This is a genomic window from Weizmannia sp. FSL K6-0777, assembly GCF_038593185.1.
Taxonomy (GTDB): Bacteria; Bacillota; Bacilli; order Bacillales; family Bacillaceae_C; genus Weizmannia; species Weizmannia faecalis.
The window spans coordinates 1,176,894-1,191,311 of record NZ_CP151971.1 but is presented as its reverse complement, the minus strand read 5'-3'; the positions used below and the strand labels follow the sequence as shown (position 1 = coordinate 1,191,311).

General features: G+C 48.1%; 14 protein-coding genes. 4 read left to right on the top strand and 10 right to left on the bottom strand.

The features are described 5' to 3' along the window. Nucleotide 1 precedes the first annotated feature (1 nt). From NST70_RS05440 to yhfH, 4 genes are all read left to right on the top strand, one after another. The gene (locus tag NST70_RS05440; protein ID WP_142743390.1) at nucleotides 2–253 is read left to right on the top strand and encodes a hypothetical protein; all 252 of its coding nucleotides are present in this window, start codon (nucleotides 2–4) and stop codon (nucleotides 251–253) included. A 128-nt stretch (nucleotides 254–381) separates the two neighbouring features. Continuing rightward, nucleotides 382–588, top strand: a complete 207-nt coding sequence (locus tag NST70_RS05435; RefSeq protein ID WP_013858917.1) for a DNA-directed RNA polymerase subunit epsilon — start codon at nucleotides 382–384, stop codon at nucleotides 586–588. Between the two features lie 4 nt (nucleotides 589–592). After that, complete coding sequence (gene rnjA / locus NST70_RS05430; protein WP_014095615.1) at nucleotides 593–2,260, top strand: ribonuclease J1; 1,668 nt, start codon at nucleotides 593–595, stop codon at nucleotides 2,258–2,260. Between the two features lie 456 nt (nucleotides 2,261–2,716). Then, a complete protein-coding gene (yhfH, locus tag NST70_RS05425; protein ID WP_013858915.1) occupies nucleotides 2,717–2,851 on the top strand; it encodes a protein YhfH in 135 nt (44 codons plus the stop codon). Between the two features lie 37 nt (nucleotides 2,852–2,888). Here the strand turns inward: yhfH and NST70_RS05420 are convergent, their stop codons facing one another. The 10 genes from NST70_RS05420 to NST70_RS05375 all read right to left on the bottom strand — a co-directional run bounded on the left by NST70_RS05420 (nucleotide 2,889) and on the right by NST70_RS05375 (nucleotide 14,272). After that, nucleotides 2,889–4,007: an N-acetyldiaminopimelate deacetylase gene (locus NST70_RS05420; protein ID WP_014095616.1), complete on the bottom strand. Its 1,119-nt coding sequence runs from the start codon at nucleotides 4,005–4,007 to the stop codon at nucleotides 2,889–2,891. Between the two features lie 67 nt (nucleotides 4,008–4,074). After that, a complete protein-coding gene (gene dapD / locus NST70_RS05415; protein ID WP_035190108.1) occupies nucleotides 4,075–4,785 on the bottom strand; it encodes a 2,3,4,5-tetrahydropyridine-2,6-dicarboxylate N-acetyltransferase in 711 nt (236 codons plus the stop codon). Between the two features lie 61 nt (nucleotides 4,786–4,846). Continuing rightward, a complete protein-coding gene (locus tag NST70_RS05410; protein WP_071646891.1) occupies nucleotides 4,847–5,737 on the bottom strand; it encodes a LysR family transcriptional regulator in 891 nt (296 codons plus the stop codon). Between the two features lie 69 nt (nucleotides 5,738–5,806). Further along, entirely contained in the window at nucleotides 5,807–6,253 is a 447-nt protein-coding gene (cbpB, locus tag NST70_RS05405) for a cyclic-di-AMP-binding protein CbpB (RefSeq protein WP_013858911.1), read from the bottom strand. A 167-nt stretch (nucleotides 6,254–6,420) separates the two neighbouring features. Continuing rightward, entirely contained in the window at nucleotides 6,421–6,672 is a 252-nt protein-coding gene (locus NST70_RS05400) for a YkuJ family protein (RefSeq protein ID WP_013858910.1), read from the bottom strand. Nucleotides 6,673–7,009: 337 nt separating this feature from the next. Beyond that, complete coding sequence (locus NST70_RS05395; protein ID WP_035190105.1) at nucleotides 7,010–7,918, bottom strand: acetamidase/formamidase family protein; 909 nt, start codon at nucleotides 7,916–7,918, stop codon at nucleotides 7,010–7,012. 22 nt (nucleotides 7,919–7,940) lie between these two features. Next, nucleotides 7,941–8,705 carry a 2,4-dienoyl-CoA reductase gene (gene fadH, locus NST70_RS05390; RefSeq protein ID WP_061565314.1) on the bottom strand — a complete coding sequence of 255 codons (765 nt, stop codon included), beginning with the start codon at nucleotides 8,703–8,705 and terminating at the stop codon, nucleotides 7,941–7,943. A 131-nt stretch (nucleotides 8,706–8,836) separates the two neighbouring features. Further along, nucleotides 8,837–9,052, bottom strand: coding sequence for a hypothetical protein (locus tag NST70_RS05385; protein WP_014095621.1), 216 nt, complete (start codon nucleotides 9,050–9,052; stop codon nucleotides 8,837–8,839). Between the two features lie 166 nt (nucleotides 9,053–9,218). Then, nucleotides 9,219–10,898: an EAL domain-containing protein gene (locus NST70_RS05380; RefSeq protein WP_014095622.1), complete on the bottom strand. Its 1,680-nt coding sequence runs from the start codon at nucleotides 10,896–10,898 to the stop codon at nucleotides 9,219–9,221. A gap of 257 nt (nucleotides 10,899–11,155) precedes the next feature. Then, the gene (locus NST70_RS05375; RefSeq protein ID WP_260832544.1) at nucleotides 11,156–14,272 is read right to left on the bottom strand and encodes an MMPL family transporter; all 3,117 of its coding nucleotides are present in this window, start codon (nucleotides 14,270–14,272) and stop codon (nucleotides 11,156–11,158) included. Nucleotides 14,273–14,418: the final 146 nt, after the last annotated feature.

Below are 14,418 nucleotides of genomic sequence, written 5' to 3'. Positions count from 1 at the left end.
GTTGTTGCAAACGCTGCCATTTTTTGCAGCAATCTTTCCCGGCATGCCGGAAATTGTCATATTTTGGCGTGATGGTTCCGCATTTTCCCTACATATAATAAAGGACAAGATGAGCCGCACGCCTTTACAATATCCAAATAAATATTACAATAGAAGTAGGGAGTTGATCCACAATGTTAAAAAAGCTGAGGAAGAAGCTTTTAAAACAGTGGAAAGATATGCTGCGCAAAAAGTTAATCGCCTGAACTTTTGAATCCCTCTTTTCCAGAGGGATTATTCTTTTCTTTATGAAAAAAAGGCCATGAAAAAGTTGTGATATGTACCATGATTTATATATAATAGAAAAAGTTACATTGAAAACGGAGCAAGGAGAGATTAATCATGATTTACAAAGTGTATTACCAGGAAAATCCTGAAGAGATTCCTGTCCGGGAAAACACGAAGACGTTCTATATTGAAGCCGGATCGGAAAGGGAAGTACGCCAAAAGTTGAAAGACCGCCGAATCAACATTGAATACATTCAGCTGCTTGAGGGAAAATATCTTGAATACGAAAAGCAGCAGGAAAATTTTAAATTAACGGAGTAACTGTATGAAATTTGTTAAAAATGACCAGACAGCGGTTTTCGCCCTCGGCGGATTAGGCGAAATCGGAAAAAATACTTATGGCGTACAATTTCAAGATGAAATCATTTTAATTGATGCAGGCATCAAATTTCCGGAAGATGAACTGCTCGGAATCGACTATGTCATCCCGGATTATACCTACCTCGTGAAAAACGCGGACAAAATTAAGGGCCTGTTTATTACGCACGGGCATGAAGACCATATCGGCGGCATTCCGTATTTGCTGCGCCAGATCAATGTCCCGATTTACGGCGGGAAGCTTGCACTCGGCCTTATCCGGAACAAGCTGGAAGAGCACGGCCTTCTCCGGCAGACAAAGCTGATTGAAATTAAAGAAGACGATGTGATTAAATTCCGGAAAACATCTGTTACGTTTTTCCGGACGACGCACAGCATTCCGGATTCTTACGGCATCGTCGTCAAAACGCCGCCGGGCAATATCGTGCACACCGGCGACTTTAAGTTTGACTTTACCCCAGTGGGTGAGCCGGCCAACTTAACGAAAATGGCCGAAATCGGAAAAGAAGGCGTGCTTTGCCTTTTGTCCGACAGCACAAACAGCGAAGTGCCGCATTTTACGATGTCTGAACGACGTGTCGGGGAAAGCATTCAGGATATTTTCCGGAAAGTGGACGGACGGATTATTTTTGCAACCTTTGCCTCCAATATCCACCGCCTGCAGCAGATGACGGAAGCGGCTGTTTTGGCGGGTCGGAAAATTGCCGTGTTCGGGCGCAGTATGGAAGCGGCGATTGAAATTGGCCGTGATCTCGGCTATATCCGTGCCCCGAAAGATACGTTTATTGACACACAACAATTGAACCGTCTGCCGGCCAACCGGGTTACCATTCTTTGTACCGGTACCCAGGGCGAACCGATGGCGGCACTGTCCAGAATTGCAAATGGCACGCACCGGCAGATCCAGATCCAACCGGGCGACACCGTCGTTTTTTCTTCCTCCCCGATTCCGGGTAATACGACAAGCATCAACCGGACGATTAATTTGCTGTACCGCGCCGGCGCCGATGTGATCAGCGGGTCTTTGAACAATGTGCACACATCAGGCCATGGCGGTCAGGAAGAACAGAAATTGATGCTGCGGCTGATCAAGCCAAAATATTTTATGCCAATCCACGGTGAATACCGGATGCTCAGGATGCATGCCAAGCTTGCCAACGACTGTGGCGTTCCGGAAGAAAACTGCTTTATCATGGATAACGGGGAAGTGCTGGCGCTCGGTCATGACACCGCAGAAGTTGCTGGCAAAATCCCATCCGGCTCTGTCTATATTGACGGGAGCGGCATTGGCGATATCGGCAATATTGTTTTGCGCGACCGCCGCATCCTTTCTGAAGAAGGGCTCGTCATTGTCGTTGTGGCCATCAATATGAACGAGTTTAAAATTGCATCCGGCCCTGACATCATTTCAAGGGGTTTTGTGTACATGCGTGAATCCGGCGATTTGATTAACGAAGCGCAAACGATCATCACAAAGCACTTGAATAAAGTGATGGAACGGAAAACGACGCAATGGGCCGAAATCAAAAATGAAATTACGGATACGCTGGCGCCGTTTTTATACGAAAAAACGAAACGCCGGCCGATGATTATGCCGATTATTATGGAAGTTTAAAAAAGGGGATCCCGTCAGGAAGCCCACTTGAAAAGTCCAAAAGAAAACGAAAAACGGCGAGACACCACCATTCATCGTGTCTCGCCGTTTTTTTGCATTGTATAAATAAATTTAAAACACATTTTTTCAGTGTCCTCCCCGTTAGCATAGTGCTTTTTTGTATGTCTGTTTGAAAAAGGCGTGCCAAACCGGTGTACCCGATCCGGCCGGCGTTTTGCAGAGGAAACGTTTCCAATTTTATCCATCCGCTTGAAAAGAATTTTTTATTTTTTTTTGCAAAAAGTACTGTACAAAACAAATTTCAGGGTATATACTGTATTATAACAGAAGGATAAATGATTTGTTGTTATAAAACATGCTTTTGCTGACACCAGCCCGGGCCCGGCTGTCGCAGCATCATTGAATGGTTTTATAACAACCTAAAAATCCAAACACGAAAAAGGAGATGGATGAAAAATGATGATGAGCCCAGTTGAATTTTTTAAAACATTGCCTGCGAAACAATGCCCTGAATGCGGTCAGCCGATTGAAGAACAAGCAGAATCATACATGCTGGAATGCGACCATTGCCTTTCCAAAAAAGAAGAATAACGCCGTAATAAAAAAGAAGGGGAAATCCCCTTCTTTTTTATTGCAACGATAAAATATAGGCTATCATCAAATCGGCAGCTGTCTCGAGCGCTCGTTCGTCCGGCGCAAATTTGGCATGGTGCAGCCCGTATGGTGACCCGACACCGAGCCAGAACATAAAGCCAGGGATTTCTTTCAACATATAGCCGAAATCCTCCCCTGTTAAAGCCTCCCTGCATTCATGCAGGTGCGCCCCCTCGTAGCTTCGGACAAAATCCATAAAGCGGGCGGTCTCTTCCGGATGATTGAACACCTGGTAATAATTACAGCCGTAATCAATTTCCGCCCGGCACTCAAAACCGGCCGAAAGCCCGTTTGTGAGTGCTTCAATCCTGTGCTTCACTTTTTCCATCGCTTCGCTCGATAACGTGCGGATCGTCCCTTCAAGGCGTGCATGTTCCGCGATTGCATTTTGAACCGTGCCGCCGGTGATTTTCCCGATGGTCACCACTGCGCTGTCGAGCGGGTCGATATTGCGTGAGATAATAGACTGGAGCTGGGTCACCAGATGGGCCGCCGCCACCACCATATCCTTTGTATGCTGCGGATAGGCCGCATGCCCGCCCTTTCCTTCCAGGTCAATATACAGTTCAGATGTATTGGCAAACAGCAGCCCTTTTTTTACCGCCACCGTACCAGCCGGGTATTCCGGCGCAACATGGAGTGCCATCACAAGGTCCGGCTGCCATTCATCGTGCAGCACTTCTTCCAGCATCGCTTTCGCCCCGCCAGGCCCTTCTTCTGCCGGCTGAAAAATAAAGATCAGATCATCCTTAACGGGCCGGCTTGCAAAATGCGATAAAATCCCGAGTGCAATCGTCATATGAAAATCGTGACCGCACGCATGCATGTTTCCTTCGTGTTCCGATTGAAACGGGAACCCTGTCTCTTCTTTGATCGGCAGGCCGTCTATATCCGTCCGGTAACCAATCTTTTTTTCGGGGCAGGTCCCCTTTACTTTTACAAGCACCCCGGTTTTCCATGTTTTCACTTCAAGATGGCCTTTTGGCAAACGCGAAATAAAATCAAGGATGTACCGCTGTGTTTTATGCTCCTTGTATCCGAGTTCGGGAATCCGGTGCAGATCCCGCCTGATGGCAATCAAATTCGTTTCCATATCCAGTCCTTCCTTTCCGGTATGGCAAAAAAGGCCGGGCACCGTTTTTTTGGCACCCGTCCCCGGCTTACAAATTTCTGAGGTCTTTCATGATTTCGGTTTTGGATTTTGTTTTTTCGTCAATTTCTTTGATCACTTTTGCCGGAATGCCCGCAACAACGGTATGCGGCGGCACATCTTGCGTGACGACCGCACCGGCTGCCACAACCGCCCCTTTTCCGACGCGTACGCCTTCCAGAATCACAGCATTCGCCCCGATTAATACATCATCCTCAATGACAACCGGGTTCGCAGAAGGCGGTTCAATGACCCCGGCAAGCACGGCGCCCGCTCCGATATGGCAGTTTTTCCCGACTGTTGCACGGCCGCCTAAAACGGCGTTCATGTCGATCATCGTGCCTTCTCCAATGACGGCGCCAATATTGATTACGGCCCCCATCATAATGACGGCGTTATTGCCGATTTCCACACGGTCACGGATCGTGACACCAGGTTCAATGCGGGCGTTGATTCCTTTTAAATCGAGAAGCGGAATGGCCGAGTTGCGACGGTCATTTTCCACAACATAATCCGCGATTTTGCCACGATTTGCTTCCAGCACGGCCGAAATCTCTTCCCATTCACCAAAGACGACAGCCATGCCGCCGCCTGCAAAAACACGGGCTGATTCACCGAAATCAAGGCCTTCGATATTTCCTTTTACATATACTTTTACAGGTGTTGATTTTTTGCTGTTTGCTATGAATGAAATGATTTCATTTGCATCCATCATGTCCATATGTATGCCTCCTGACAGCAGATTCGCACGTAAATGTGATCATTTGCGCATATGTTTCATTTTAAAGGATATGGGGCTGCGCCGCAATAAATTCACGCACCACTTTTACAAAAGCGCGGACCTGCTTCAATTGAAACGCGGCGTCATAACCGAGCAGCCATGTGTCGCGTTTCAGCGGCTCCCCGCCTTCCCCTTCGAGCGGAATTTTGTGCAGATGGCGGATTTCCGCCCCGTCCAGCGTGATCGCAGGCAAAATCGCATAGCCAATACCGTTAAAAACCATTTGCTTGCACGTTTCGATCTGGTCTACTACGATTGTTTGTTTCGGGGAAGTTTGAAACTCGCGGTGCCACCAGTCCATCATTTCCTGATAATAATTCGAATCGCTTTTAAACTGGATAAACGGCCGGTCGGCAGCCGGCAGCTTTTCAAGGGTGTCAATTTCCTGGTCTACAAGAAAGAGCGGATCTTCAAACAAATGGATTTTCGTACTTTTCCATTCATTCAAGCCGCGGACAATGCCGATATGGACTTCATCTTCGTAAATGGACCGCAAAATTTCACTGCTCCAGCCCGTAACAAGCGAGATTTTTGCCTCCGGATATTTTTCAACGAATGTTTTCAGTACTTTCGGCAGCCAGTTTTGGCCGACGATCGTGGCGCAGGCGATTTTTAATGTTCCGTACACTTTTGAGTCGAGCGTGCGGATGGCTTCCCGCACATTTTCTTCCCTTTCGAGCATTTCGTTGGCGAGCTGGATGACCAGTTCCCCTTCAGGCGTTATGATCAACCCTTTTTGCGTGCGGAGAAACAATTGCGCTCCCCACTGCTTTTCAATCGACTGCAGCCTTTGCGACAAGGCGGGCTGCGACACAAACAGCCGTTCAGCCGCCTTCCGCATATTTAACTCCTGTGCTAAAACAGACAGTAACTGACACTCCGAAAAATTCATGTTAACCCCAATCCGTTTTCTTTGGTTTATGGAAAAAAGGACCGCGCAGCCATTTGCGCGGTGCCACCGCTAAAAATGATTCAATTTATGAATATGATGGTTCAATTCCTTCAGAAGCGAACGCCGTGTAAAAATGCCGGCAAAAAATCCTTCATCGTCTTCAACACATAAAAAATTGTGGTCAACAAGCCAGCGCAACGCTTTTTCAAAATTGTCATGCACATTCAGCCGTGGAATGTCCGCCTTCATGACCTGTTCCACCTTAATCTCGCCTAGTTTTTCAAACTCAATCCGTTCCAACCCCAAAATGGAATCGGTGATCATCGCGGAACTGATCAGGCCGTGCAGTCGGTAGCTGGCGTCCAAAACCGGAACAGCGGCATACCCACTTTTCGTCAGCACGAGCAAAGCATGTTCCAGGCTGTTCCCAACCTGCACATGGGCCACTTTTTCAGACGGGATCATAAAATCCATGATTTTCGGTTCAAGAAATTCCTGGCTCTGCAATGAAATCATCTTGCAAAAATCTCCTTTTCTTCCGTATTTTCAGGTACAAAAACCTTCAAGAGGAGATGCTTATTTCGTTTGCCGTTGATGCATGATGGATCACTACTATTTTATCATAAACAGGACTTGATTGACGAAAGAAAAACGCCCGGCTTTGTGCCGGGCGAAAAAATTTTTTAACTGTCAGAGCCTTCCTGGACGATATCAAAGATTTCGATGGCGGCAATATCCAGATCGTCAAACTGGTACTTGCTGGCGTGTTTTTGCCCATCGAATACTTCCAGTTCAAACGTTCCGGTCTGCGGGAAAAATTTCACCTGGCAGAGCGCCTTGCCGTTCACTTCAAAACGCCGTTGCTGGACTTCCCCTGTATCTTTTGCTTCCTGCATCGCCTGCAGTCTTTGGATAATACCTAATAATTGAGACATAATGGACTCCTTTCAACGAACGTGAGTACCGGTTTTGGATGCCGGCATTCACCCTTTTATTCACACAAATGATAACCTGTCCCATTCGAATTTTACAGTAAAACCTTCGCTTAGAAAAGGGAGCGGCGGCAAATTTTTTCATTTTGTGCCGTTTCTGTCCTTATTTTATCCGAAATCGGGGAAGACCTTGTAACATTTTTGCGATTTGTCCCGGAGAAAAAACTCCTGTTTTAAAAGAAGCCGCTCCAAAAAATTGAAAAGAAAACATAAAAACGGCGAGACACCGCTCATCCAGAGTGTCTCACCGTTTCTTGAATACTTTTTCAGTGTCCTGCTTTTAAAGCAGAGGGCCCGGCGCGAACAAATCGGGCAAAACAGCTTTCGGCACGGCTATTCTGACTGTCACAAGCGGATTTACAATCTGGCTGATTTCAAGGGAGCATGTGGCACTCAACAGCCTGTAGGCGTCATTAAACCCAAGCCCGAAAGCAGCCCGGAACCTGTTTGCAGCCGCTCGCATCCCTTTTTTCGCCGCCGCTTCCACGGTTTCTGCCGATGAAATCAAAAACCATGCGCGGTCGGTTTCAACGACCGGCATGCCGATGGCGGGCGCGCCGGCCAGTTTCGTGCATTGCAGGGTGACTTTTCCGCCAATTTCCACGCCGGAACCATCCAGTTCCCCGTCCCCCATTGCGGCGTGAAGATCGCCAAGCGCAAGCAGGGCACCGTCATGGAAAACGGGAAAGTACAATTTCGACCCCGTCGTGATCCATCTCGTATCCATATTGCCGCCATGGTCCCCGGGTGTTTCACAAAGCACCGCGCCTTTTTCCGGGGCAACGCCGATAACGCCGATCATCGGGGCAGCCGGAAATTGAAGCTGGCTGTTAAACTGGATGTGACCGTCTTTCACCCGGATGATGCGCGTATCGGTTTCTTTTACATCCTCGCCGAGCACCCCCATCCCAGGGTAAAGCACCATAACACCGGCTTCATCCAGCTCAATATTTTGAATGTTAATACAAAGGATGTCGCCTTTTTTGACCCCTTCAATCTCAATCGGACCTGTCGCCGGGTTGATAAAGGGAATGTCCACTTCCGTCCTAAGCTGGGTTTCCGATGTGATTTTTCCGCCGTAGCAATCAAACGTCTCCACGGCAAACGTTTCGTTCAGCCGGACTTTGTAAGCCGGCTTGTTTTCCGCTGAAAAATGGGTGATAAAATGTTCTTTTTTCAGTTGCTGCATGATCCGCTCCTTTCGCGGCCGTTTAAAAAGGATGCTGATTCAGCCACTGGCCGCCGTCCATTGTAATCACTTCTCCATTGATATAGGCAGCATGGGACGAGAACAGGAAAAAAGCAAGTTCGGCAATTTCTTCCGGCGTTCCGAGCCGTCCGAGCGGGACACTGTCTAATGTCCTTTTTGCCGCTTCTTCCGACTCCCACAGCTTGCCCGCACCGCCTGTTCTTTCAATCGGGCCGGGCGCGATCGCATTCACGCGGATGCCGTATTTTTTGCCCCATTCCACCGCAAGCGTACGTGTTAAGGATAACACACCCGCTTTTGCCGCTGCAGAATGGACAACGCCGACTCCTGCCCCCCAGGCATAGGTGGCGACCATATTGAGGATGCTCCCCTTGATCTTTTTTTCTATCCAGTAGTTTCCAACCGCCCGTGAACAATAGAATGTCCCGTTTAAGACAATATTGAGGACCGCATTCCAGCCGTTTACCGATAATTTTTCCGCCGGGCAGATAAAATTTCCGGCGGCATTATTGACAAGGAAATCAATGCGTCCGAATTTTTTGTCTGTCTCTTCCACCATTCGCTGGACGTCTTCCGGATTCCGGACATCCATTTGCACCGTGAGAATATCAGAATGGTAACGGAGCAGTTCCGCTTTTGTTGCCTTTAATTTTTCCTCATCCCTTCCTGTAATGACCACTTTTGCTTCTGACTGCGCAAATTTGGCCGCCATTGCCTTCCCCATTCCGCTTGAACCGCCTGTTACGATGACAACTTTTTCTTTCATCAACCTTCTCCCCTTTCATGAATGAACAGCCATTCATTATATATAAAAAAATCAACGGATTCGGCAAGCTGCCGGATACCGTCGCAAACGATCCCAGTGCCCCGGCCCAAGTGCTTCCAGGGCGTATGAAACTAAGAATCTTTTTTTATTTTTAATAAGGACTCATGCAGCTTCGTTAATGCCCGGATGATCGTTTTCTTACGGTTATAGCCTTTTACCACAACCGTCAGGCCGTTATATTCCGCATACGCCTGCCCCCAGGCACTGTCACGCAAAAAACCGAAAACGTAAACTTTAATATATCCAGCCTCAGCCGGGATAAAAATCATGTCCATTCTTTCGCTCATTTTGAACGCTCCTTCCGTGTCCAAAAATGCGGCCCGGATTCCGGCTGGCACCGAAAACGATAGAAAGAGCCGTCTTGGTGAAATTCTTTTTTCTATACCATACCATACAATGTACCATTAGTCAGGGGAAAAGAAAATACGTTTTTGCAATTTAACCGGACGGATTTTACACAAACAGCTGCTTTTCCACTTCTTCGGCGGGGACAGGCCGGCTGAAGAAGTAACCTTGTGCTTTCTGGCAGCGGGCCGATTGCAAAAACTCCACCTGTCCTTGTTCCTCGACCCCTTCCGCGACGACTTCAAGCCCGAGCTGGTGGGCAAGGTGAATGATCGTTTTTGTAATGGCCGCATCTTTTTGGCTGTTTTCCAGTTCCCGGACAAAAGACTGGTCAATTTTTAAAATGTCAACCGGAAATTTTTTAAGATAGTTCAAAGAAGAATACCCGGTTCCGAAATCATCGACCGATATCGTCAGCCCCATTTCTTTCAGGCTACTAAGCACTTTTAAAATATGGCCTTTATCTTCCATTGCGCCTTCCGTAATTTCAATTTCAAGCACGGACGCAGGCAGCTTGTATTTTTCAAGCGTTCTTCCGATAAGTCCGGCCAGGCCGGGATCAAGAAACTGCTTCGGGGATATATTCACAGCGACCCGGAAACCGGCCCACCCTTTTTGCCGCCACTGTGCAATTTGCGCGCATACGTGATCGATCACCCACGCGCCGATTGAAGTGATCAGCCCTGTTTCTTCTGCAAGCGGAATGAACTTCAAAGGCGGGACATTACCGAATTTCGGGTTGCGCCATCTCAACAAGGCTTCAAAACTTTTAATTTTGCCCGTATCGAGCTGCACTTGCGGCTGATAATGGACGGCCAGCTCGTTTTTTTCAATGGCGCGGCGGAGATGGGCTTCCATCAAAATATAATTATGGAAGTCGGCATCCATTTTTTTGCTGTAAAAAAGGAAATGCCCTTTCCCCCGTTCCTTCACTTTAAAAAGAGCCGTGTCCGCATGTTTGATTAACGTTTCCCCGTCTTCGCCGTCTTCCGGAAACAGGCTGATGCCAACGGACGGCGTCAAAAAATAATCTTCCCCTTCAATTTTAAACGGGTCATAAAAGAGCGCCAGGATCTGTTCCGCCATTTGTTTCACTTCTTCCCGTGAGCACCCGGCCGTAAGCACGATAAACTCATCGCCGCCCTGGCGGTACACTTCGTAATCCGAAAAGGGAAGCTGCTTCAGGCGGATGGCTATCCGTTTTAAAATTTCATCGCCGACATGCTGGCCAAGAATATCGTTAAAATATTTAAAACGGTCAAGATCGATATATAATACAGCCGGATGGGGCGCGCCTTTTTTTGCTTCCGCCGTTTTCCTGTTCAACCGATCCAGCAAAGCGTGCCTGTTCCAAAGGCCTGTTAAAGGGTCAAGCTGATATGTACGTGCATCCGGAAGCATCCGTTCGCCATCCAGCAGTGCTGTCACATCCCTTGTAATGGCAATCACCCACTCTCCGCCGTTCATGCCGGCCAAAGAAGTATGGAGGATGCGCCTTGCATCCGAATGATGGATGAAGTCGACAGCTTTGTTATCTTCCAGCGCAGTTTGGCAAAAATATTCAAACCGGGCGGCTTCCTCTTCCTCGAGGACATCCTGTAGAAATTTTCCGGTTTTTTCCATCTGCTCTTCTTTGTTCACATAAACAAACTTAAACGCCGGCCCGTTCTCCACTTTCAAAACACTGACCGTCTCGGAAAGCTTGGAAAGAAAATCGCGGCTGAAAAAAACATCGATTGGCAGTTCCTGGAATTTCTTTGTTTGTCCTTCAGCTTTCGATTTGTCCATAATATCATCCTTTTTCTGATCAAGAAAATGCTTGCTGACGCTGAAAAACTCAGGTGAAAGTATATTTCTATTTTACAGAGAAATGTACGAAAAGCATAGTTAAAATACAAAAAACCGGGGCGGAAAGTGCGGCCGGGAAATCCGCGGCCGTTGCTTTCCTTCTAGGCCGGCCATCCATTTGCCGGGTCCCGCCACTCCCGGTTTTTGTCTTTTTCCGTCGGTAGTGATCCGCCCGTCGCTCACTTGTTGCCCCTTTTTTACTTCTGATTTGCGATAAAGGGCCACCAATTTGCCTTCCCAAGCATTTTTACAAGCACCGGCACAAACAAGGGCAGCATGATCAAGGCATAAAACAGAAGCCCGGTAAGTGTCAGGGTGGCGATTTGCAGCAATGATAAAACGCCGGACGGCATCATAGCCGCAAAAGTGCCGGAAAGAATGATGGCTGCAGAAAGAATGACGGTCCCCATCTTTTTCATGGCAAGCAAAATCGCCTCTTCTGCAGGCAAATGCTGGTATTCATTGAACCGTTCCATTAAAAAGATGGAATAGTCGGTACCGAGCGCGATTAAAATGACAAAACCGAAGAACGGCACCGCCCAGCTGATACCCGGATAGCCGAGCAGATGGACAAAAATGATTTCCGTTAAACCGGCAGATGCAAAATAAGTGATAAGAAGGGACGCCAGCAAATAGAGCGGCATGACGATCGACCGCAAGAAAATCAAAAGCGCGGCGGCCACCCCGATCAGCATAAAAGTGACGGTACGCGTGTAATCCGCTTTCGACATCTTATCCAAATCGCGGTTGATGCTTGACACGCCGCCGATCCCGATGTGGGCATTTTCTAATTTTGTCCCCTTTACGGCGTCTTTTAATGCCCGGTTGATATGACTAATATCAGCCATTGCCCTGTTGGAGTACGGGTTTTCATTTAATATCAGATGAAAAGTCACCATTTTTCCGTCTTTCGAAATATAATGGCCCAGCGCTTTCTGATAATCCGCATTTGAAAGCAGGGCATCCGGAATATAAATGCCGGACTGTTCCATACTTGTTTCATCTGCCAAATCATTCAGATAAGAACCGGCATCGTACAACCCGGATTCGATTTTCCCGAGTCCTGCTGCGCTTTTATCAAGACCATCGGAAAGCTGATTCATATGGGTTCCAAACGTCGTGAGGCCGGTTTTCAGCTGTGCCTGGCCGTCCGCGATCCCCTGAAGCCCCTTTTGCAGTGCCGGGATTTTCCGGATCACTTCGTTTTGGCCTGCTGCGGTCTGGTTCAAACCGGTTTCAAGCTGATCAAGCCCGTTGATGATCGGCGTAAACCCATCGGCAAAGCGGCCAAGCCCGGCTGAAATCGCTGAAAGTTTTGCGTCCACGCTTTCCAATGTTGCTGTGACGGCATCAATCTGGCTGTACAGGCTGACAATGGTATCATTGTCATTACCGGCGCCGAGCCCAAGCTCATTCATCGCCTGCTGCACTTTTTGGAATTGCGGGTCATTCGCTGCTTCCGGATTATCTTTTAAAAACGCCTGGTAAGCCGCTTGCAGGGAGCTGACCTGCTTCGGAATATCAGCCGGCAACTGGTCCGTTTGGCTGATAAACTGGCGGATGCCAGACTGGACGAGCTGGTATTTTCCATACAGCTGGTTAAAACCGGACTGCAGTTCCTTTGCCTGCTGCTGGGCATTTTTTACCCCGCTTTTCAGTTCGTCCGCGCCCGCCGAACCGCTCTGGATGCCTTCTTCAATCCGGCTGAGCGAGTTTGACAGATTCCCCATGCCGGCTGAGATTTTCTCTGAACCGGCCTCCAGCTCCCCGATCCCGTCGGTTGCTTCTTTAAACTTTGATTTGGCGTTTTCCAGGGAACCGGATGCCCCCGTTAATCCTGATTTGATTTTCTGAATGCCGTTATGGCTTTTTTCCAGCCCTTCACCCAATGTTTTGGCCTGGTTTTTGACATAAATTTCTTTCATTACCGAACCGTCCGGCCTTGTCGCGCTTTGAACTTGTGCAACATGCGGGACTTTATCCAGATCCGCGCTGATTTTCTCGATTAAAGCGAGATAGTCTTTTGATTTAACAGGCTCATCATTCTCGAGGACGACTTCGGTCGGCATTGCTTTCCCGGCGCCGAAACTTTCGGCAATGATGTTGAACGCTTTTACGGAATCGTAGTTGTCCCCGAGTTCATCGAGAGAATTGAAAGACAGCTTGCCGTTATAGCTGATCAATAGCGGAACCATGATCACCGCCACAATCGCAAGGGAAAGAAACGGCCTTGCCAGCGCAAAAAGGCCGGCCCGTTCCCAAATTTTGCTTTCATGGTGGGAAATGTCCCCGCGCACAGGCCAGAACAGCCCTTTCTTTAACACAGCCATAAAAAACGGCACAATCGAAAACAGGGCAAGCAGCAAAACGGCTACCCCGACCGCAACGGCAGAAGCGGATTGGTACAGCTTAAAACTGGCAAGCCCGATCGAGGCAAAACCGATCAGGACGGCAATGCCGCTGAACAGCACCGTTTTCCCGGCCGAACGGTAAGTCGCAAGAATGGCCGGCAATGTTTCTTTGCCATCCGCCAGTTCTTCCTTAAAGCGGCTGAGCAGCAAAATACAATAATCCGTACCAATCCCGAACAAAACAGCAACGAGAAAAATTTGCGTAAAATTTGAAACCGGAAAATCAAGCTTGTCGACGAGTATCGCAACGATAAACTGGCTGACAAGATAAGAAAGCCCGACCGTTAATAGCGGGATGAGCGGCGCGACGATTGAACGGTACACGAGCACAAGGACGGCCAGGATGAAAACAATCGTAATCGCTTCTGTTTTTTTCAAGCCCGCCTGTGAGCTGTCCGTGACATCTTCATTGATCAGCCTGTTGCCGGTCATCATCACCTCGACGCCCGGCGTTTTTACCGCTTTCTGCAAAGCCGCGCGCACTGTTTTAAAAGACTTCTTGCCCGGATCCACGCTGGCAATGGCCATCACCGTTTTTCCGTCTTTGGAGACAAGCTCACTTTTAAGGGCCGGCTCGCGAAAATGGGTTGTTAAGCCCGTAATCGCATATTGCTTTTTATTTTTTTCCAGCCGTTCAAGTGTGCTCCGGATATGCCCCATCTCATGGCCGGATATTTTTACCCGGTCATGGAACACGATGATGACGCTTGTACCGTGGTTTTCTGTCTGCTGGTGCCGGCTTTTGATTTCAGCCGCCCGTTGCGAGGCATAACCTTCCGGAACCTTAATCTGGCCTTTTTCCCTGACTAATGGTTCCATTGCCGGCGCTTTCCATGCCAATAAAATGCTGATCAATGCCCATACTAAAACAACAATCCATTTCAACTGCACCAATCGCTTCATGAACTGGTTTCCTCCCAAGCTTGTGATCACGTCACTCTTGAACCATTATAAAACAAACGGCCGCAGAAGTATGTAAAAAAATGGACATTTTCATGTTGCTTTCTTTCCAAAATAAACGAAAAGTAGTATAATTGACTAAAAAATAA

Coding starts and splice junctions, on each gene's coding strand:
- NST70_RS05435 (WP_013858917.1), top strand. CDS start 382: ATGATTTACAAAGTGTATTACCAGGAAAATCCTGAAGAGATTCCTGTC.
- rnjA (WP_014095615.1), top strand. CDS start 593: ATGAAATTTGTTAAAAATGACCAGACAGCGGTTTTCGCCCTCGGCGGA.
- yhfH (WP_013858915.1), top strand. CDS start 2,717: ATGATGATGAGCCCAGTTGAATTTTTTAAAACATTGCCTGCGAAACAA.
- NST70_RS05420 (WP_014095616.1), bottom strand. CDS start 4,007: ATGGAAACGAATTTGATTGCCATCAGGCGGGATCTGCACCGGATTCCC.
- dapD (WP_035190108.1), bottom strand. CDS start 4,785: ATGGACATGATGGATGCAAATGAAATCATTTCATTCATAGCAAACAGC.
- NST70_RS05410 (WP_071646891.1), bottom strand. CDS start 5,737: ATGAATTTTTCGGAGTGTCAGTTACTGTCTGTTTTAGCACAGGAGTTA.
- cbpB (WP_013858911.1), bottom strand. CDS start 6,253: ATGATTTCATTGCAGAGCCAGGAATTTCTTGAACCGAAAATCATGGAT.
- NST70_RS05400 (WP_013858910.1), bottom strand. CDS start 6,672: ATGTCTCAATTATTAGGTATTATCCAAAGACTGCAGGCGATGCAGGAA.
- NST70_RS05395 (WP_035190105.1), bottom strand. CDS start 7,918: ATGCAGCAACTGAAAAAAGAACATTTTATCACCCATTTTTCAGCGGAA.
- fadH (WP_061565314.1), bottom strand. CDS start 8,705: ATGAAAGAAAAAGTTGTCATCGTAACAGGCGGTTCAAGCGGAATGGGG.
- NST70_RS05385 (WP_014095621.1), bottom strand. CDS start 9,052: ATGAGCGAAAGAATGGACATGATTTTTATCCCGGCTGAGGCTGGATAT.
- NST70_RS05380 (WP_014095622.1), bottom strand. CDS start 10,898: ATGGACAAATCGAAAGCTGAAGGACAAACAAAGAAATTCCAGGAACTG.
- NST70_RS05375 (WP_260832544.1), bottom strand. CDS start 14,272: ATGAAGCGATTGGTGCAGTTGAAATGGATTGTTGTTTTAGTATGGGCA.